Origin of the sequence: Nonomuraea sp. NPDC049684 (assembly GCF_044465345.1) — a bacterium.
Lineage (GTDB): Bacteria > Actinomycetota > Actinomycetes > Streptosporangiales > Streptosporangiaceae > Nonomuraea.
Map to the genome: position 1 here is coordinate 42,287 of NZ_JBITLO010000004.1, position 17,685 is coordinate 59,971.

The following is a 17,685-nucleotide window of genomic DNA, read 5'->3' on the forward strand; positions in this document are numbered from 1 at the left end:
CCACCGAACCGGCACGTATCGGATTACCGCGATACGTCGCTATGCTGGCATCCATGGCGGAGGCTCCACTTATGACCGATTCCGAGCTGTCCGACGCGTTGCGGGCGCTGGCGAACCCGACCCGGCTGCAACTGCTGTCGTGGTTGCGGGAGCCGGAGCGCCACTTCTCCCTTGAGGGCGCGATCGCCGACCCGGTGGAGGTCGGGGTCTGCGTGACGCACATCCAGGCCAGGGTGGGGCTGGCGCAGTCGACGGTGTCGGCGTACCTGAGCGAGCTGCAGCGCGCGGGGCTGGTCCGCGCCACCCGCGTGGGCAAGTGGACGCACTACAAGCGCGACGAGCGGCGCATCGCCCAGCTCGTCGCCACACTCGGCCGCACACTGTAGAAGCCGCGCGCCGCAGAAGCCGCGCACCGCAGAAGCCGCGCCCTTCCCTCCCGGAGGCCACCCGGTTTCCATGTATCGACATTTTGCGATATGTCTATCCATCTAGGTATCGACACACGACGAGGGGACGTCCCATGGGCAGCATCGACGGCCTGGACCTCGGCACGTTCGGGATCTACACGTTCGACTTCGAGCACGTGCCGGCCGCGCAGATGCGCGAGTCGATCCAGGAGCTGGAGGAGCAGGGGTGGCGGGCGTTCTGGATGCCCGAGCTGCTCGGGCGCGAGGCGCTCACGCACGCCGGCTTCCTGCTGTCGTGCACGCGGCGGATGCACATCGTGAACGGCATCGCCCAGATCTGGGCCCGCGAGGCCAGGTGGACGTACGGCGCCGCCCTGCTGCTGGCCGACGCCTACCCCGACCGGCACGTCCTCGGACTCGGCTTCGGCGGCGCCCCCCGTCCAGGGACGACCCCGCTGACGGCCATGCGGGCCTACCTGGACGAGCTGGACGAGCTGGAGACCGTCAACCCGGCCCCGAAGTCAGGCATGCGCCGCCTGCTGGCCGCGTACGGCCCCAAGATGCTCGAACTGGCCCGCGACCGCGCGGCGGGCGCCCAGACCTACCACGTCAACGTCGCGCACACCGCCGAGTCACGGCAGCTCCTCGGCCCGGACGCGTTCCTGGCCGTCGAGCATCCGGTGCTGTTCGAGACCGACCCCGCCAAGGCCCGCGCCGCCGCCCGCGAGCACCTGCGCCCCTACCTGAGCACGCCGTACAACGTGGCGAAGTTCCGGCGGCTCGGGTACGCGGAGGAGGAGATCACCGGCGGCGGCAGCGACCGCCTGGTGGACGACTTCGTCTTCTGGGGCGACCTGGACACCGTCGTCGGCAAGCTGCGCGCCCACGTGGACGCGGGCGCCGACCACGTCGCCGTGCAGGTGATCGGGATCGAGCCGGGCCGGACGGCGATGCCCCACTGGCGGGAGCTGGCCGGTGCCCTCTCCCCCGGCCGCGCCTGACCGCCATCCCCCGCGATATACAAACGATCGGTCGTTAATATAGTTTGGCGGCATGACATCCGAGACCGGCCGGCGCGCCGCGTGCTGACCTCCCGCTGGATCCCCGGCCCCGAGAGCGACCGGCCGGGGCCGCTGGTCGCCGCCCTGACGGACTTCCGCATGCGGCGGCTGCTCGACCTGCCCGGCATCGCCCGGAGCGGCCGGTCCCTGAGCCGCCACTGGCCCGGCCTGCCGGGCGCGGTGGGCATGTGGCTCTGGGCGGACCTCGCCGGCCGCCGGGTCGGCTCGCTGTCGGTGTGGCGGAGCGAGGAGGATCTGCGGGGGTTCGTCCGGTTGCCCGAGCACGTCGCGATCATGCGCGCCTACCGCGACCGGGGCGCCCTGCGCTCCCGTACGTGGCCCCTCGACGCCCTCGACCGCGGCGCCCTGCTGCGGTCGCTGCGCTGACCCGCCGGTCGATCGGGCCGGCGGGCCCGCTCATGGCGGACCGTTCCGCGGGCACGCTAGGGTCGGGCGGGAACGGCAGCCGGAAGGCGGGGACGGATGGCGTGGGCAGCCCGGGTGGTCGCCGTCGTCATGGCCGTGCTCTCGCCGGCGCTGGTGCTCGCGGCGCTCCTGATGTACGCGGCGCTGCCGCCGCAGTGGCGGCTGCCGGAGATCTTCAGCCCGCTGGCCGCGGCCGGGGTCACCTTCCCGGCCTTCAGCGCGTTCCTCATCGTGCACCGGCCGCGGCTCAGGCTGGCCTGGCTGATGTGCGCGGGCGGTCTCGGCGGCGCGGTCAACACGTTCTGCCAGTCGGCGATGCTGGCCGCCGCGGCGGGCGGGGATCTGGCGCTGGCGGGGCTGCTGAGGTTCCCCGCGCAGGTCGGCTGGGCGGTGTCCGGGCTGCTGCTGGAGATGTTGCTGCCGCTGTACTCCCCCGACGGCAGGCTGCCGTCGCGGCGCTGGCGTCTGGTGGTGCTGCTCGGCGCGGTGTCGACCGCGGTGGAGCTGGCCCACATGTTCCTGCGTCCCGACCCGCCGGCCGAGGGCTATCCGCTGCCCGCGGTCATCCCCAATCCGTTACAGGTCCCGGAGCTGGCGCCGATCTGGCCGGTGGTCACGGTGGTGGCCTGGACCGGGATCCTCGCGACGCTGCCGCTGGCGGCGTGGTCGATGCTGCTGCGCTTCCGCCGGGCCGGCCCGGACGTGCGGCGGCAGATCGGCTGGCCGCTGTTCTCCTTCGGCGGGTACATCGTCTTCATGCTCGCCGGCCTGGTCGTGCCGGAGCTGTACTGGTTGTCGATCGGGTGGGCGACGGTCATCCCCGTGTCGATGGTGATCTCGGTGACCCGCTACCGGCTCTACGGCATCGACACCGTCGTCAGCCGGACGTTCGTCGCCGCCGGGCTGCTGGCCGTGGTCGGCGGGGTCTACTTCGGGGTGGCCACGCTGTCGAGCCTGCTGGTGTCGGGCTACCACCAGGTCGCCGGGCTCGCCTCCGCGCTGCTCACGGGCGCGTTCTTCCAGCCGTTGCGGCGGGCGCTGCAACGCGCGGTCGACCGCCTGCTCTACGGGCCGGTGGGCGATCCGCGGGTGCTGGCCGAGCGGCTGGCGCAGGAGGTGCGCAGGGGCGATCCGGCGCAGGCGCTGGCGGCGGTGATCGGCGTGCTGCGCGAGGGCCTGGCGGTACGCGGCGTCGCCGTCGAGGTGACCAGCGGCGAGCCGGGCAACCCGGTCAGCGTGGCCAGCACGGACCGCGGGCAGCTCGGCGACTCACCGCGCGAGGTGCCCCTGATCTGGCACGGCGAATGGGTGGGCCGGCTCCTGGTAGGGCCGCCCGCCGCGCGCCGCTTCCCCGCCGCGCACGACGAGCGGGTGCTGGACACGCTGGTCCCGTACGCGGCCGACGTGGCCCACGCGGTCCGCCTGGCCGCCGACCTGCAACGTTCGCGCGAACGCATGCTGGCCGCCCGCGAGGAGGAGCGCCGCAGGCTGCGCCGGGACCTGCACGACGGCCTGGGCCAGACGCTCAGCGGGCTGGCGATGACCGTCAACATGGCCAGGCTCAGCCTGAAGAGCTCGCCGGAGGCGGCCGACGGGCTGCTGCGCGAGCTGCGTGCCGGCATGGACGCCGTCACGGGCGACCTGCGGCAGCTCGTCCACGGCCTGCGCCCGCCCGCCCTGGACGACCTGGGCCTGGCCGCCGCCGTGCGGGCGCTGGCCGCGCCGGACGGCCCCGCCGCCGAGGTGATCGCCGAGGGCGACCTGACCGGCCTGCCGGCCGCCGTCGAGGTGGCCGTCTACCGCATCGCGCAGGAGGCGCTGACGAACGTGCGGCGGCACGCGCGGGCCACCCGCGTCCGGGTCGAGCTGCGCCGCGAGCCGGGGGCGCTGCGCCTGCTGGTCGCCGACGACGGCCGGGGCCTGCCGCCGGAGCACCGTTCCGGCGTCGGCCTGACCTCGATGCGCGAGCGCACGGCCGAGCTGGGCGGCATCTGCCTGGTCAGCGGCGCGCCGGGGACGGGCACCACGGTCGAGGTCATGCTCCCGGTCCAGCCCTGACCGTGCGCCTTACCGGCCCGACCTCCTCCTGTCACGTAGAGTGCTGGACGATCACTTTCGGTAACTCCCATGGAGGTGTCCATGAAGCTCATGGGCCGTATCACCTGCGCCGTGGCCGGTGGCGCGCTGCTGGCCGTCGCGCTCACCGCCCCGGCCGCGGCCGACTCGCTGGCCGCCGGCGGGCCCGTCGGCGCGCTGCTCCAGCCGGTGCTGGACGTGCTCAACGCGGTGAACGACACGTCCACCCTCGGCGCTCTGCTGCCCGGCGGCATCATCACTGCCCGCTGACGCTCGCCCTCCCCCCGGGGCGACCGCGCACTGCCCTGCGGGCCCGTCCGGGGCGTACCGTGGTGCGCGGCGGTCATGGCGGAGGGCGGGAGCAGCGTGCAGGGGTGGGAGCCGTCCACTGTCGTCAGTGACGAACTGGTCGATCCGTCGCCGGTCGCCGCGCTCGCGGCCCTGTTCGACGACGGCGTGCCGGTCCCGGGGCCGGGCGCGGAGCTGCCGCCGCTGTGGCATTGGGCGGCGCTGGCGCGCTGGCCCGTCTCGTCCGTGCTGGGAGGCGACGGGCATCCGGTACGCGGCTCGTTCCTGCCGCCCGTCGGCCTGCCGCGGCGGATGTTCGCCGGGGGCGAGGTCGTCTTCCACGGGCCGCTGCGGGTGGGCGAGACCGTACGCAGGCAGAGCACGGTGGAGTCGGTCACCGAGAAGTCCGGGCGGTCGGGACGGCTGGTCGTGGTGGTCGTGCGCACCCGGCTGACCGGCCAGGACGGCAGTCCCGGGCTGGAGGAGCGGCAGGACCTGATCTACCGGGAGGCCGTGGCCACCACCGGCCCGGCGGCGGCGGCCGAGGAGGCCGTGGCGGCGCGGGCCGCCGGTTCCCCGTTCCGCAGGGCGGGCGCCTGGGAGTGGCACTTCGACACCGATCCGACCCTGCTCATGCGGTTCTCGGCGGCCACCGCCAACGCCCACCGCATCCACTACGACTGGCCGTACGCCACCCGCGTGGAGGGCTATCCCGGCCTGGTGGTGCACGGGCCGCTGATGACGCTCGCCCTGGCCGAGACGCTGCGGCTGGAGAGGCGTCCCGAGCGGGTGACGCGCATCGCCCACCGCAACGACCGGCCGCTGTTCTGCGGGCAGCCGGCACGGCTGCTCGGCCGCAGGACGGCCGACGGCTTCGCGCTCGACCTGGCCGGCCCGGCGGGCGCGGCCACCGGCCCGCACACCACCCTGGCCGTGACGGCCGGTTAGACCGGGCAGGCGCCGCCCGTCAGACGGCGATGACGTGCTCGGCGAGCTCGCGGGCGGCGGCGCCCGGGTCGGTGCCGGGGCGGGTCGCGCCGACGGCGAGGGTGCCGTCGATGAGGATGAGGAGCTGGTCGGCGGCGCGGCCGGGGCGCGGGTGGCCGAGCGCGGTCAGCTCGCGCGCCAGCAGCTCGTGCACCTGGCGGCGGTAGTCGCGGGTGACCTCGTGCGCGGGATGGGCGGGGTCGGTCAGGCCGAGGTCGGCGGCCAGGTAGCGGCAGCCGTGGAAGCCGGGCCTGGCGACGATCTCGCCGATCCGGTCGAAGACGGCCAGCAGGCGCTCGCGCGGGTCGTGGCCGGCGGCGTCCATGGTGCGGCGGTAGTCGGCGGCGTCGGCGTCGGCGGCCGACCTGAGAACCTCGACGATCAGGCCGTCCTTGCCGCCGAAGTGCTCGTACAGCGAGCGCCGGGCCACGTTGGCGGCCTTGAGCAGGGCGTCTACGCCGACGTTGACGCCCTGGCTGTAGATCAGCTGGTCGGCGGCCGTCAGCAGGCGCTCCCGGGGGCCCGGTCCCGTGCGAACAGTCATGAAGCCAGGTTGCCACGGGTTGACGAGTAGATCAACCGGTCGATATATATAGATAGACCGATCGATCTACCAGCTTCCTTCTGGAGTAACCGTGTCCTTCCCCACCACCGCCGACGTCATGGAGCGCTTCAACCGGGCCTTCGTCGAGCGCGACCGCGGCCTGCTCGACGACCTGGTCGCCGAGGACTGCGTGATGGAGTCCGTGCAGCCGGCCCCCACCGGCGAACGCGTCACCGGCCGCCGGGCGTGCCTGGACTGGTGGGGCGCGCTCGTGGACGACCAGACCAGCGCGTTCGAGCCGCAGGAGGTCGTCGTCGCCGGTGACCGCGCCACCATCCACTGGCACTACCGCTACGGCCCCGGCCCCTCCGACTGGGTCAGCGGCGTGAACCTCATGCGCGTCCGCGACGGGCAGATCGTCGAGGCGCTCGGCTTCAGCAAGACCGCCGGCGAAGTTCCCCTGGCCACCGCCTGATGAACGTCATGCGCAGCTACCACGTCGACAGCGGAGCCGGCATCGAGGGCCTGTCGGTCAAGGAACACCCCGTCCCCGCTCCCGGCCCCGGGCAGGTGGTGGTCGCGGTACGGGCCACCTCACTCAGCTTCCGCGAGCTGATGATCCTGCGCGGCGACTACGTGCTCCCGGTGAGACCGGACGTCGTGCCGGTCTCCGACGGCGCCGGCGAGGTCGTCGCGACCGGCCCCGGCGTCGAGTCGGCCCGCGTCGGCGACCGGGTCACCGCCACCCTGTTCCCGAGCTGGCAGGACGGCCCGTTCGCCCTGCGGCACCTGCCGCAGCTCGGCGGCTCGCTGGACGGCATGCTCACCGAGTACGCGCTGCTCGACGAGCACGCGCTCGTGCCGATCCCGGCCCACCTGTCCTACGAGGAGGCCGCCACGCTGCCCTGCGCCGCGGTCACCGCCTGGAACGCCCTGACCGGCGACGGCACCGGCTCGCTGACCGGCCGGACCGTCGTCACCCAGGGCACCGGCGGGGTGTCGCTGTTCGCGCTGCAGTTCGCCAAGGCGCTGGGCGCCCGGGTGATCGCCACGACCAGCAGCCCGGCCAAGGCCGAACGCCTGTACGCGCTGGGCGCCGACGAGGTCGTCGACTACCGGGCCACCCCCGACTGGGCGGCCCGGGTGCGCGAGCTGACCGGGGGCGAGGGCGCGGACCACGTCATCGACGTCGCCGGCGACCTCGGGCTGTCACTGGCGGCCACCGCGATCGGGGGCCAGGTCGCCAGCGTCGGGTTCGTCCTCGGCGACCCGCCGCCCCTCGACGCGCGGGCGGTCTTCAGCGCGGGAGCCACGCTGCGGGGGATCGCCGTCGGCAGCCGCGCGCAGTTCCTGGCCATGAACCGGCTCATCGAGGCCCACCGGCTGCGTCCGGTCATCGACCGCGTCTTCCCCTTCGACCAGGCGCCCGACGCCTACCGCCACTACGCGTCGGGCAGCCCGTTCGGCAAGGTCGTGATCACGGTGTGAGCCTGCTGGAGCCGCGCGCGGCTTCGTCCTAGCAGGGGGTCTCGTGGAACTCCGGGTACGAGCCGCGGGTGCCCACCCACGTCACGTCGCCCACGCAGTTCTCGTACTTGACGCCGACCAGCGTGGTCCGGGTGGAGTCGCTGTAGTAGTACGTCTCGCAGTGGTAGTCGATCTGGCAGGCGCGGGCCTGGGCGGGCGAGCCGGCGACGGTGAGCGTGCCGAGGGCGAGCAGGACGGCGAGCGATGCGCGACGAATCATGGAGATCCTCTCTGACGCGAGGAAGCGCTACTGCCCCTGATGATCGATCGCCGGAGCGAACAGTTCAATACGGTTCATCACGGTTCATCGCACTTCAATGCCGACAATGCCCGGTACCCCATCGCGAAGGCGAAATGATCGCCCCTGTCATCGACATAGGATCTTTTCATCTGGTAGATGGCCGATTGTCGAAGGGCTTCCATGACCCACCCCCTCAGCCGCCGGTCCGCCCTGCTGGGGGCCGCGGCCGTGGCCGGAATCGCTCTGTGGGAGAAGCCGGCCGAGGCAGCCGGCGCCGCCGCGTTCGACGCGGCCCGGGAGCGATGGGTGAGCCTGCTGGCCGGCGACACGTACGACCCGGCGTACCTGGACAAGACGCAGGCCGTCGAGGGCTCGGCCAACGCGGTGCTGCGCAAGATGGCGCCCGCTCCGGGCCGGCCCAGCCTGTGGCCCGACCTGCCGCTCGACGACCCCCGTACGGGCAACTTCAACCGCTCCTACAACCGCATGCGCACGCTGGCGCTCGGCTGGGCCACGCCGGGCACCGACATGCACCGCGACCAGCGGGTCGCCGAGGCCGCGGCCACGGCCCTGGACTTCCTGTACGAGCACGCCTACCGCGAGGGCCTCGACCGCCGCGGCAGCAACTGGTACTGGTGGGAGATCGGCGTCCCGCGCGCGCTGACCGACACCTGCGCCCTGCTCTACGACGGCCTGCCCAAGGACGACCTGCGCCGCTGGCTGCGCCCGCTGCGCCACTGGTGCCCCGACCCCGAACGCCGCGTCAGCCACCCCGGCGTCGTCGAGACGGGCGCCAACCGGGCGAGCAAGGCCATGGCGGTGGCGATGCGCGGGCTGCTCACCCACGACGCCCGGCTGCTCAAGCGGGCCAGGAAGGCCGTCTCCGACCTGCTGCGCCGCACCGGCGGGCCGGGCGACGGCTTCTACCGCGACGGCTCCTTCATCCAGCACGGCGTGTTCCCCTACAACGGCAGCTACGGCGTGGACTACCTGGAGAGCGTGGCCAAGCTGATCGCCATGCTCGCCAGGTCACCGTGGGAGATCCGCGACATCGGGAACATCTACCACATCGTCGACCGCTCGTTCACGCCGTTCATCTTCGACGGGCTGATGATGGACTGCGTGCGCGGCCGGCAGATCTCGGTGCAGGGCCACCGCGACCACCACTCCGGGCAGAAGGCGGTCGAGGCCATCCTGACGCTGCTGGAGACGGCGCCCGAGCGCCACGCCCGGCGCTGGCGGCCGATGGTGAAGGGCTGGCTCACCCGCAACCAGGCCGTCCCGTACGCCGCGGTCGCCCCGCTGGCGAGCGTCGCGCGGGCGCAGGCGCTGCTTTCTGACGCGTCCGTGCCGGTCGGCCCCCGCACGACCGGCACGTACGTCTTCGCCGACATGGACCGGGTCGTGCACCGGCGTCCCACCTGGGCGTACGCCATCGCGATGAGCTCGGAGCGCATCGGCGCGGCCGAGGGCATGAACCAGGAGAACCTGCACGGCTGGTACACCGGCGACGGCATGACGTACCTCTACACCGCCGACCTGACCCACTGGAACGACGACCTGTGGCCGACGATCGACCCGTACCGGCTGCCGGGCACCACGGTCGACACCCGCGGGCGCGCCGACCTCCCGCACGGCGCGCGCCGCCTGCCGCCCACCCCGTGGGCGGGCGGCGCGGCGCTCGACGGCGAGTACGGCGTGGCGGCGATGAGGCTGATCGCCGACGGCTCCTCGCTGCGGGCCAGGAAGGCGTGGTTCCTGCTGGACGACGGCGTGATCGCCCTCGGCGCCGGCATCACCGCCTCCGACGGCCGCCGCGTCGAGACCGTCGTGGAGAACCGCAACACCCACGGCGCCCATCCCCCGCTGACCCGCGGCGACGGCTGGATCCACCTGTCCGGCGTGGCCGGGTACGCGCTGCTCGACGGCGCCGAGGCGAAGGTGATCCGCGAGCGGCGCACCGGCCGCTGGCGCGACATCGACACCGGCGCCACCACCGGCGGCGACCGGACCCCCGTCACCAGGCACTACACCACGATCCTGGTCGACCACGGCATCGATCCGCGCCGGGCCCGCTACGCCTACGCCGTGCTGCCCGGCGCCACCCCCGGGCAGACCGCGGCCTACCGCGGGCGGGTCGAGATCCTGGCCAACTCCCGCACGGTCCAGGCCGTCAGCCGGGACGACCTGATCGCCGCCGTGTTCTGGCGCGCGGGAACCGTCGAGACCCCGCACGGGCCGCTGGCAGCCGACGGGCCGTGCGCCGTGCTGTTCCGCCACGACCGCCACCGGGTCCGGCTGGCCGTCTCCGATCCGTCCAGGACCGCCGACGAGGTGCGGATCAAGCTGCCGTGGCCGGTCAGGTCGGTCAAGGAGGGCGACCGGGGGGTGCGCCGGTCCAAGCGGGCGGTCAAGATCGAGGTCGGCGGCAGCCGCGGGCACACCCGCACGGCGGTCCTGGGCGTCTGAGCCGCCGGTCATGAGCCGGTGGTCATGAGGCGCCGGTGGGGGCGTGCGGCAGGAGCTCCGCCGCCGGGACGCCGGGGTCGGCCAGCCGGCGCGGATCGGCGGTGTGCCCGGCGGCGACCAGGGCCCGGAGGTGGCCGGCGGCGTCCTGGCCGTCCATGGTCAGCGCGGCCACCGGGACGCCGCGGTCGAGCCAGAAGGCGGTGAACCCGGGCTCCCCCGGCTCGCCCCTGGTGACGACGCGGTCGGAGGCGGTGGGCAGGCCGACGTATTCGAGGGTGGACCCGTACTGCGTGGAGAAGAAGTACGGGACGTGGTCGATGGTGACCGGCTCGCCCACCAGCGTGGCCGCGGCGGCGGTCCCGTGGACGACGGCGTTGTCCCAATGCTCGATCCGGACCGGTTTCAGGTAGCGCGGGTGCCGGTGGCGGGCGACGTCGCCGGCGGCCAGCGCGGCCGGGTGCGAGGTGCGCAAGTGCCCGTCGGTGACGATGCCGCCGTCGACGCGCAGCCCCGCCGCCTCGGCCAGCCCGGTCTCGGGGACGGCGCCCACGGCGACCACGACGAGGTCGGCCGGGACGCGCCGCCCGGCGACCGTGCGCACCGCCTCGACCGAGCCCGTCCCGAGCACGGCCTCGACGCCGTCGCCGGTGAGCAGCTCCACGCCGTGGTCGAGGTGCCGGCGGGCGACCGCGCCGCCGATCCGGTCGCCGAGCACGTGGTAGAGCGGCGTGGGCAGCGGGTCCACGACGGTCGTGGGCACGCCGAGCGCGCGGGCGGCGGCGGCGACCTCGCAGCCGAGCCAGCCGGCGCCGACCACGACGACGGCGGAGGCCGCGCGCAGGGCCGCGCCGAGGCGTTCGCTGTCCTCGCGGTCGCGCAGGTAGTGGACGCCGTCGAGGTCGGCGCCCGGCACCCGCAGGCGGCGCGGGCGGGCGCCGGTGGCGATCAGCACCTGCCCGAACGGCAGCTCCACATTGCGCCCCAGCTTCACCCGCCGGCCGTCGAGGTCGAGCAGGGTGGCGGGGGCGCCGAGGGCGAGGGCGACGTCCTGGGCGGCGTAGAACCGCGGGTCCAGGACGTCTAGCTCGGCGGCCTCGGTGGCGCCCAGCAGGTAGCCCTTCGACAGCGCGGGACGCTGGTAGGGCAGGTGGTGCTCGGCGCCGACGAGCGTGAGCGGCCCGTCGTAGCCGTGGTCGAGCCGCAGGGCCCGCGCGGCCTGGGCGCCTGCGAGGCTGGCGCCGATGATGACGATGCCGGGATCGGCGGGCATGGGGACGCTCCTTGTGAACGGGATCGGGCCGGCGCGAGAAGGGTCAGACGACCTGGAGGTTGGCCATCATGGCCATGTCCTCGTGCTCGGCGTTGTGGCAGTGGAAGAGGTAGCGGCCGCGGTAGCCGTCGAACCGGGTGATGATCTCCACCGACTCGCCCGGACGCAGGGAGACGGTGTCCTTCAGCCCCGCGTCGTGGGGCAACGGCGGCCGGCCGCTGCGGGAGAGCACCCGGAAGCCGACCAGGTGCAGGTGGACGGGGTGGTGGACGTCGGCGACCATCCGCCACACCTCGACGTCGCCGAGGCCCACCGTGACGTCGGACCGGGCGGGGTCGAACGGCAGCCCGCCGATCAGCCAGCCGCGGCCGTCGTGCATGCGGCCGGCGCGGAAGGACAGCTCGCGCACCCGTACGGCGTCCGCCCGCCGCCACTCCGGCAGGTCGGTGGACAACACGCGCGGGACCCGGCTGTCGTCGGCCGCGGCGCGCGCGACCCGGAAGGCCATCACGTCCCGGGTGCGGCCCGAGCCGAGCCGGTTCACGATCCGGACGCGCCCGCCGACCGGGACGCGGGCGAAGTCCACGACCACGTCGTAGCGCTCGGCCGGCGCGATCGGCAGGACCCGGTGGGTGACGGGGGACGCCAGCAGCCCCTGGTCGGCGCCGATCTGCACGAGGTCGAGCCGCCGCCCGTCGTCGAGCACGGCTTCGAGCTCGTAGTGGCGGGCGTTGGAGGCGTTCAGCAGGCGCAGCCGGTGGCGGGCCGCGTCCACCTCGTGGACCGGCCAGGGGGCGCCGTTGACCAGGATCACGTCGCCGAGCACCCCGGCGATGTACGGTTCGAGCACGCCCGGCCGCTCACGCAGGGTGGGGTCGAGGGCCGGGTAGGCGAGCTCGCCCTCGGCGGTGAACGCCCGGTCGGCGATCATGAGCGGCAGCTCGCGCGGCCCCGCGGGCAGGCCGAGCGCCTGCTCGGCGTCGTCGCGGACGATCTGCAGCCCGGCCAGGCCGCGCCAGATCGCGGGGGCGGTGAAGTCCATCCGGTGGTCGTGGTACCAGAGCAACGTCGGCCGCTGGTCCAGCGGGAAGGTGTAGTCCCTGGTCCGCCTGCTCAGCACGGCCCGGGGGTCGCGCATGCCGCCCATGCCGGAGCCGTGCCCCATGTGCATGGTGGGCTCGGTCCAGCCCTCGGGCAGCACGAGGTCGGTCGGGTAGCCGTCGGAGGCGGCCGGGGTGCGCCCGCCGTGCAGGTGGACGACGGTCGGCACGGGCAGGTCGTTGCGGTGCGTCACGGTGATGGGCCGGCCCCGGCGGGCCTCGATGGTCGGGCCGGGGAAGGTGCCCCCGTACGTCCAGGCCCGGGTGCGCACGCCGGGCAGGATCTCCAGGGTCGTCTCGCGCTGGACGATCTCGTAGCGGTCGCCGCCGCCCGCGGTGCCGGACGGCGCCAGCACGGCGGGGATCGGCAGCGGCACCTGGAACGGCGGCGGCAGCGGCAGGTCGCTGCGCAGCTCGGCGCCGGTGATCGAGGGCCGCCGGGCCATCGCGGCCGAGGCGCCGAGCCCGGTGGCCGCCATCAGCCCGAGCGCGCCGCCGATGCCGAGCGCCTGCCGCCTGGTCACGCCGTGCGCAGGCCGGTCGAGCTCAGGCATCGCGGGCCGCCCGGCGCGGGAAGGGCCGCCGCCACACGTCGATGAACTGCACCGTGAGCGCGGCGACGGTCGCCACCCCCAGCGGGATGTGCAGCCACAACGCGCCGTCGAGCCCGGCGAAGTACTGCGCCGTCTCGGCCGCCACCACCGCCGCCGTGGCCAGGAACGGCCCGTTGCGGCGCAGGCGCGCCCACACCACGATCGTCACGATCAGCTGCAGGTATCCGATGGAGGTGACCACGTCGGCGCCGAGGGAGTGCCAGCGCAGGCTGTCGTAGTCGCCGGTCAGGTAGACGCCGGCGAACACCGGCTGCCCGGCGATCGCCGCCATGTGGGCGCTGACCGTCGCCCGCAACGTCCAGCCCGCGGGTGCCGTGCGGCGCGTGGCATCGGCTCGCGGTCCGTCGACCACGCTGAGCATCGAGGGTCCTCCTCATGTCCGTCCTGGTGAAACGCCTCCGACGCTATGGCTCCCGCGTTATCTTGTCCAAGATCTATATTGCTATGGTGTTATGCGTTGGGAGGCATGATGGATCTGAACGCACTCCGCCAGTTCCTGGTGGTGGCCCGGCTCGAACACCTCAGCGCCGCCGCGGAGGAGCTGCGCGTCGCGCAGCCGTCCCTGAGCCGGACGATCGCCCGCCTGGAGGGCGAGCTCGGCACGCCGCTGTTCGACCGCGGCGGGCGGCTCCGGCTGAACGACGCCGGCACGCTGTTCCGCGGCTTCGTCGAACGGGCGCTCGGCGAGCTCGACGCCGGGACGCGAGCCGTCGCCGAGGCCGCCGGCGAGGGGTTCGGCACCGTACGCCTGGCCTCGGAGACCTTCCTGACCCTCACCGGGCCGCTCGCGGCCTACAAGCGCGCCCATCCCTCCGCCGAGATCGAGCTCCACTGGGCCCCCGCCGACGACATGAGCCGCCGCCTGCGCGCCCAGGAGTTCGACCTGTGCGTCGCCTCCCAGCCGATCCACGCCGACGGGCTGGAGTCGGCCGAGCTGCTGGACGAGCCCGTCGGGCTGGCCACCGCGCTCGACCACCCGCTGGCCGGCCGCACGTCGGTGACCATCGACGAACTTGCCGACCAGCCCTTCGTCACCGCCCGCAAGGGACACTGGCAACGCCGGCTGCTCGACCGGCTCTTCGCCGCCAGGGGCCGCACGCCGCGGATCGTCTGCGAGGGCGACGAGTCCAGCGCCATCGCCGACCTGATCAGCACGGGGCTCGGCATCGGGCTCGTCCCGTCCCTGGCCCGCCGCTCCACCACCCGCGCCCCGCTGGCCTGGGTGGACGTCGACGACCCCGGCTGCCGCCGCACGCTCACCCTGTTCTGGGGCGCCGACAGCCACCTGTCCACCGCCGCCCGCCTGATGCGCACCACCATCACCAGCTGGGACTGGCTGGCCGGCGAACCCCAGGAGAAACGCTGAGCGTCGCGGTCTACGGAGGGGGTGGGGCGATCCAGCGGCGGTAGGCGTCCAGGTCGACGTTGGCGCCGCAGACGATGGTGACCACGTGCCGGCCGGCGAAGCGGTCGCGGTCTTCGAGGATCGCCGCGACGCCCAGCGCGGCCGACGGCTCCACGACCAGGCCGGCGTGGTCGAGGAGCAGCCGCATGCCGGCCACGATCGACTCCTCCCGCACCAGGACGGCGTCGTCGGCGACCACCAGGAGGTCGTCCAGGACGGCCGGGATCGGACGCCGGCCCGCGACGCCGTCGGCGATGGTGCGGGTCGGGCCGGTGGTGACGACGCGCCGCCGCCGCCACGAGCGGGTCATCGCGGGCGCGCCCAGCGGCTGGACGCAGATCACCTCGACGCCGGGCGCGAGCTCCTTCAGCACGTGCCCCACGCCCGTGGCCAGCGCCCCGCCGCCGAGGGCGATCAGCACCGCGTCGTACGGCGGCGCGGCCCCGGCCAGTTCCAGGCCGATGGTCGCCGCGCCCTCGCAGGTCTCGACGTCGAGGCTGTCCTCGACCAGCCGGATGCCGTCGCGCCCGGCCAGGGCCGCCGCCCGCTCGCGGGCCAGGTCGAAGTCGCCGTCGACGAGCTCCAGCACGGCGTCCAGGGCGCGGATGCGGTCGAGCTTGGCGGCGGGCGCCGAGCGGGGGGCCACGACGGTGACGTCGAGCCCCCGCCGGCGGCCGGACCAGGCCAGGGCCTGGCCGAGGTTGCCCGCGCTGGCGCACACCACGGCCCGCGCGCCGCCGTCGGCGAGCAAGCTCGCGACCAGCTCCGTGCCGCGGGCCTTGAAGCTGCGGACCGGGTTCGCCGTCTCCAGCTTGACGCTCACCGCGCACCCGAGGTGGGGCTCCAGCGCCGGACAGGGGAACAGCGGCGTGTCGAGGAACATGGGGTCGATCAACGGGCGTGCCGCCCGGATCCGGGCCGTGTCGAGCCGCGTCTGCCGCACGGCACAGGAGCGTAGCAACGGCCGGGTCAAGAGAACCCGGACACGCGGCGCGACCGTCCGTACACTTTCTGTCGCTGGTCTGCGTGGCCTTACGGCCCGGTCAAGAGAGGGCAGGTGGGGAGCGATGAGCGAGGTCCAGGGCGGCGGGCTGCCGCCGGGCGCCGCGGAGGCCACCGGGCCGGAGTCGGTGACCTGTCACGAGGATCTGGTGAGGCTGCTGGCCGAGCAGTTCGCCCGCGCCGACGTGTCGCTGCGGGAGTTGCAGGCGCGGGCCGACAGGGCGGGCGGCGTCCGGTTGCCGCGCAGCACGTGCGCGGACATGCTGGCCGGTCGGCGCTTTCCCAAGAAGGCGGTCATGGTGGCGTTCCTGCGGGGGTGCCGCGTGCCCGACCACCGGCTTCCCGCGTGGGAGCGGGCCTGGGACCGGGTGCGGATCAGTCGGCTGCCCGCCGGGGCCTGGGATGATCGCAGTTCGCAGGCGTCCGACGACCCGCCACCGTCCGCGCCCGGCCCGGCGGGACCGGCCCTTCCGGGTGAGGCGGCGGCGGTCCCGGCGGGGCCGGGCCTGCCTGGTGAGGCGGCGTCGGTCGTGGGCGGCGGTGGGGCGCGGCGGGCCGTCCTGCTCGCCGGGATCGCCGTGCCGGTGGCCGCCGCGCTGGCCCTGGCCGTCGTCGTCGCGCTGCGGCTGACGGGACGGCCCGAGCCGCGGCCCGAGGTCGCCTCCGGCCAGACCGTGGACCCCGGTCGAACCGTGGAGTCCGGCCAGACCGTGGATTCCGGCCAGATCGTCACCGACGACGGCCGGGCGTTCCCCCGCGGCGGGTCGAGCCGGTTCACCGTGAGCGTCAGCCCGGCCAACACCGGCGTACGGCTGATCCGCCGGCTCGACGCCGGCGTCGCCCTGCAGGACGCGACCATCACCGTCGACGGCGTGCCCGCGGCGAGGTGGCGGCCGCTGCTGGAGGACGCCGTACACAAGTGGCGGAACCAGATCGTCGACCTCCCGCCGCGTCTGACGGCGGGCCGGCGCGCGCTCACCGTCGTCAACACCTGCGTGTCCGACTCGGGGTTCAACGAGTTCCTCTACACCGTGGAGCACCGGATCAACGGCGTCTGGTCGGTCGCCGACCGGGTCGACGTGGGCCCCGAGCATCCCGCGAGCGAGGCGGCGCACGACTACCGCGTCGTACGCGGCGACTGGGCCCACCATCAGACCTTCGCCTACCCGCCGCGAAGGGAGGACTGGGACGTTCGCTAACGTAGCGGCCCGGGGGCAGGAGCCGGGCCGGGGTCGGGCCGGGGCAGGGGCTGGGCCTGGGCGGCAGGGGCTGGGCCGGGGCAGGGGCACTTTGGGGAGGTCATTAGGATGGCCGGCGCCGGATGGCCCCCCGTCCCTCAAGCCAGCCCCCGTACCACCCGAGAGGCGCACACCACGATGGCGGACTGCGACGCCACCCCGCTCGACGACCCGGTAGGCGCGTCACTGCGCGGCCGTCACGCGCACCTCGCCCGGCGGCTCGGTGCGGCGGCCACGTACCGGGCGGAGGTGGCGACCTTCTCCTCGGTCCCGGACGAGCCGGACGAGCGGGCGTGGGCCGACCTGGCCCGGCTGCTCGGGCCGGGCGAGCTCGCCGACCTGTTCAGCTCCCCGGCGGCCCCGCCGCCCGACTGGGAGCCGGTGTTCGCCCTCGACGGCCGCCAGCTGGTGTGGGACGGCGGCGACCACGTCCCCGCAGGGCCCGGCGACGTCACCGAGCTGGGCGCGGACGACGTCCCGCACATGCTCGACCTCGTGGCCAGGACGCGACCGGGGCCGTTCTGGGCGCGTACCCGCGAGATGGGCGACTACCTCGGCGTCTTCGACGGCGGGAAGCTGGTCGCGATGGCGGGCGAGCGGCTGCGGCCACCGGGCTGGACCGAGATCAGCGCCGTGTGCACCGCGCCCGAGGCGCGCGGCCGGGGGCACGCGGGCCGCCTGGTCGGCGCGCTCGTCTCGCGGATCGTGGCCCGCGGCGAGCGTCCGTTCCTGCACGTGGCCGAGGCGAACACCGGCGCGATAGCCCTCTACGAGCGGCTCGGCTTCCGAACCCGCAGAACCGTGACCTTCCGCGGCTTCCGCACCCCCTGACGCCTCCGGAGCTTCCGAACCCCGTGACCGCCCCGGACCGCCCACGGCGGCCCAGAACGATCCGGGAAATGTTCGGAAAAGCCCGGAAAGGCCCAGAAGGGGCCGGAAAGACACGACTCAGATCAGGCCCGGGCGGCCCAGATCAGGCCGAGGGCAGGCGCTCAGTGCCTGGTGGAAAACGCGTTGCCCCGGACGCTCG

At 74.3% G+C, this 17,685-nt stretch carries 18 protein-coding genes; 12 read left to right on the plus strand and 6 right to left on the minus strand.

Features of this window, described 5'->3' with window-relative positions:
- Positions 1 to 71 precede the first annotated feature (71 nt).
- The 6 genes from ACIBST_RS14170 (at position 72) to ACIBST_RS14195 (ending at position 5,206) form a co-directional block, all read left to right on the plus strand.
- Entirely contained in the window at positions 72 to 386 is a 315-nt protein-coding gene (locus tag ACIBST_RS14170; protein ID WP_397171738.1) for an ArsR/SmtB family transcription factor, read from the plus strand.
- A gap of 134 nt (positions 387 to 520) precedes the next feature.
- Entirely contained in the window at positions 521 to 1,408 is an 888-nt protein-coding gene (locus ACIBST_RS14175) for a TIGR03620 family F420-dependent LLM class oxidoreductase (protein WP_397171739.1), read from the plus strand.
- Positions 1,409 to 1,489: 81 nt separating this feature from the next.
- Complete coding sequence (locus ACIBST_RS14180) at positions 1,490 to 1,855, plus strand: antibiotic biosynthesis monooxygenase family protein (protein WP_397171740.1); 366 nt, start codon at positions 1,490 to 1,492, stop codon at positions 1,853 to 1,855.
- A 96-nt stretch (positions 1,856 to 1,951) separates the two neighbouring features.
- Entirely contained in the window at positions 1,952 to 3,952 is a 2,001-nt protein-coding gene (locus ACIBST_RS14185) for a sensor histidine kinase (RefSeq protein WP_397171742.1), read from the plus strand.
- A gap of 81 nt (positions 3,953 to 4,033) precedes the next feature.
- Positions 4,034 to 4,240 carry a hypothetical protein gene (locus ACIBST_RS14190; RefSeq protein ID WP_397171743.1) on the plus strand — a complete coding sequence of 69 codons (207 nt, stop codon included), beginning with the start codon at positions 4,034 to 4,036 and terminating at the stop codon, positions 4,238 to 4,240.
- A 75-nt stretch (positions 4,241 to 4,315) separates the two neighbouring features.
- The gene (locus ACIBST_RS14195; RefSeq protein ID WP_397171744.1) at positions 4,316 to 5,206 is read left to right on the plus strand and encodes a MaoC family dehydratase N-terminal domain-containing protein; all 891 of its coding nucleotides are present in this window, start codon (positions 4,316 to 4,318) and stop codon (positions 5,204 to 5,206) included.
- A gap of 19 nt (positions 5,207 to 5,225) precedes the next feature.
- Here the strand turns inward: ACIBST_RS14195 and ACIBST_RS14200 are convergent, their stop codons facing one another.
- A complete protein-coding gene (locus tag ACIBST_RS14200) occupies positions 5,226 to 5,789 on the minus strand; it encodes a TetR/AcrR family transcriptional regulator (RefSeq protein WP_397171746.1) in 564 nt (187 codons plus the stop codon).
- A 91-nt stretch (positions 5,790 to 5,880) separates the two neighbouring features.
- Here ACIBST_RS14200 and ACIBST_RS14205 point away from each other — a divergent pair, with 91 nt between their 5' ends.
- Together ACIBST_RS14205 and ACIBST_RS14210 are read left to right on the plus strand one after the other, a co-directional pair.
- Positions 5,881 to 6,264 (plus strand): nuclear transport factor 2 family protein, encoded by a 384-nt coding sequence (locus tag ACIBST_RS14205; RefSeq protein ID WP_397171748.1) that lies wholly within the window; start codon positions 5,881 to 5,883, stop codon positions 6,262 to 6,264.
- Positions 6,264 to 7,277 (plus strand): NAD(P)-dependent alcohol dehydrogenase, encoded by a 1,014-nt coding sequence (locus ACIBST_RS14210; protein WP_397171749.1) that lies wholly within the window; start codon positions 6,264 to 6,266, stop codon positions 7,275 to 7,277. Before ACIBST_RS14205 ends, ACIBST_RS14210 begins: the two co-directional genes overlap by 1 nt.
- A gap of 28 nt (positions 7,278 to 7,305) precedes the next feature.
- Here the strand turns inward: ACIBST_RS14210 and ACIBST_RS14215 are convergent, their stop codons facing one another.
- Complete coding sequence (locus ACIBST_RS14215) at positions 7,306 to 7,536, minus strand: DUF6289 family protein (RefSeq protein ID WP_397171751.1); 231 nt, start codon at positions 7,534 to 7,536, stop codon at positions 7,306 to 7,308.
- Positions 7,537 to 7,737: 201 nt separating this feature from the next.
- Between ACIBST_RS14215 and ACIBST_RS14220 the strand changes: the two genes are divergently transcribed.
- Positions 7,738 to 10,026 (plus strand): polysaccharide lyase 8 family protein, encoded by a 2,289-nt coding sequence (locus tag ACIBST_RS14220; protein ID WP_397171752.1) that lies wholly within the window; start codon positions 7,738 to 7,740, stop codon positions 10,024 to 10,026.
- Between the two features lie 22 nt (positions 10,027 to 10,048).
- On the opposite strand, the gene ACIBST_RS14225 is transcribed toward ACIBST_RS14220, so the two are convergent.
- From ACIBST_RS14225 to ACIBST_RS14235, 3 genes are read right to left on the minus strand one after another with little or no spacing between them, the layout of a single operon-like run.
- Positions 10,049 to 11,296, minus strand: a complete 1,248-nt coding sequence (locus ACIBST_RS14225; protein ID WP_397171754.1) for an NAD(P)/FAD-dependent oxidoreductase — start codon at positions 11,294 to 11,296, stop codon at positions 10,049 to 10,051.
- 43 nt (positions 11,297 to 11,339) lie between these two features.
- Entirely contained in the window at positions 11,340 to 12,950 is a 1,611-nt protein-coding gene (locus ACIBST_RS14230; protein WP_397171756.1) for a multicopper oxidase family protein, read from the minus strand.
- Positions 12,943 to 13,371, minus strand: a complete 429-nt coding sequence (locus tag ACIBST_RS14235; RefSeq protein WP_397171757.1) for a hypothetical protein — start codon at positions 13,369 to 13,371, stop codon at positions 12,943 to 12,945. The genes ACIBST_RS14230 and ACIBST_RS14235 overlap by 8 nt, the downstream gene beginning before the upstream one ends.
- A gap of 105 nt (positions 13,372 to 13,476) precedes the next feature.
- On the opposite strand from ACIBST_RS14235, the gene ACIBST_RS14240 reads away from it, so the two are divergent.
- Positions 13,477 to 14,376, plus strand: a complete 900-nt coding sequence (locus ACIBST_RS14240) for a LysR family transcriptional regulator (RefSeq protein WP_397171759.1) — start codon at positions 13,477 to 13,479, stop codon at positions 14,374 to 14,376.
- 10 nt (positions 14,377 to 14,386) lie between these two features.
- Here ACIBST_RS14240 and ACIBST_RS14245 read toward each other — a convergent pair whose 3' ends face one another.
- Positions 14,387 to 15,358: a threonine/serine dehydratase gene (locus tag ACIBST_RS14245; protein ID WP_397171760.1), complete on the minus strand. Its 972-nt coding sequence runs from the start codon at positions 15,356 to 15,358 to the stop codon at positions 14,387 to 14,389.
- Positions 15,359 to 15,482: 124 nt separating this feature from the next.
- On the opposite strand from ACIBST_RS14245, the gene ACIBST_RS14250 reads away from it, so the two are divergent.
- Complete coding sequence (locus ACIBST_RS14250) at positions 15,483 to 16,616, plus strand: hypothetical protein (RefSeq protein ID WP_397171762.1); 1,134 nt, start codon at positions 15,483 to 15,485, stop codon at positions 16,614 to 16,616.
- Between the two features lie 177 nt (positions 16,617 to 16,793).
- On the plus strand, positions 16,794 to 17,486 hold the full coding sequence (locus tag ACIBST_RS14255) for a GNAT family N-acetyltransferase (RefSeq protein WP_397171764.1): 693 nt from the start codon (positions 16,794 to 16,796) through the stop codon (positions 17,484 to 17,486).
- Positions 17,487 to 17,685: the final 199 nt, after the last annotated feature.

Excerpts from the sequence above, each read along its gene's own strand:
- ACIBST_RS14170 (WP_397171738.1), top strand. The coding sequence starts at position 72 with ATGACCGATTCCGAGCTGTCCGACGCGTTGCGGGCGCTGGCGAACCCG.
- ACIBST_RS14175 (WP_397171739.1), top strand. The coding sequence starts at position 521 with ATGGGCAGCATCGACGGCCTGGACCTCGGCACGTTCGGGATCTACACG.
- ACIBST_RS14185 (WP_397171742.1), top strand. The coding sequence starts at position 1,952 with ATGGCGTGGGCAGCCCGGGTGGTCGCCGTCGTCATGGCCGTGCTCTCG.
- ACIBST_RS14190 (WP_397171743.1), top strand. The coding sequence starts at position 4,034 with ATGAAGCTCATGGGCCGTATCACCTGCGCCGTGGCCGGTGGCGCGCTG.
- ACIBST_RS14195 (WP_397171744.1), top strand. The coding sequence starts at position 4,316 with ATGGCGGAGGGCGGGAGCAGCGTGCAGGGGTGGGAGCCGTCCACTGTC.
- ACIBST_RS14200 (WP_397171746.1), bottom strand. The coding sequence starts at position 5,789 with ATGACTGTTCGCACGGGACCGGGCCCCCGGGAGCGCCTGCTGACGGCC.
- ACIBST_RS14210 (WP_397171749.1), top strand. The coding sequence starts at position 6,264 with ATGAACGTCATGCGCAGCTACCACGTCGACAGCGGAGCCGGCATCGAG.
- ACIBST_RS14215 (WP_397171751.1), bottom strand. The coding sequence starts at position 7,536 with ATGATTCGTCGCGCATCGCTCGCCGTCCTGCTCGCCCTCGGCACGCTC.
- ACIBST_RS14220 (WP_397171752.1), top strand. The coding sequence starts at position 7,738 with ATGACCCACCCCCTCAGCCGCCGGTCCGCCCTGCTGGGGGCCGCGGCC.
- ACIBST_RS14225 (WP_397171754.1), bottom strand. The coding sequence starts at position 11,296 with ATGCCCGCCGATCCCGGCATCGTCATCATCGGCGCCAGCCTCGCAGGC.
- ACIBST_RS14230 (WP_397171756.1), bottom strand. The coding sequence starts at position 12,950 with ATGCCTGAGCTCGACCGGCCTGCGCACGGCGTGACCAGGCGGCAGGCG.
- ACIBST_RS14235 (WP_397171757.1), bottom strand. The coding sequence starts at position 13,371 with ATGCTCAGCGTGGTCGACGGACCGCGAGCCGATGCCACGCGCCGCACG.
- ACIBST_RS14240 (WP_397171759.1), top strand. The coding sequence starts at position 13,477 with ATGATGGATCTGAACGCACTCCGCCAGTTCCTGGTGGTGGCCCGGCTC.
- ACIBST_RS14250 (WP_397171762.1), top strand. The coding sequence starts at position 15,483 with ATGAGCGAGGTCCAGGGCGGCGGGCTGCCGCCGGGCGCCGCGGAGGCC.
- ACIBST_RS14255 (WP_397171764.1), top strand. The coding sequence starts at position 16,794 with ATGGCGGACTGCGACGCCACCCCGCTCGACGACCCGGTAGGCGCGTCA.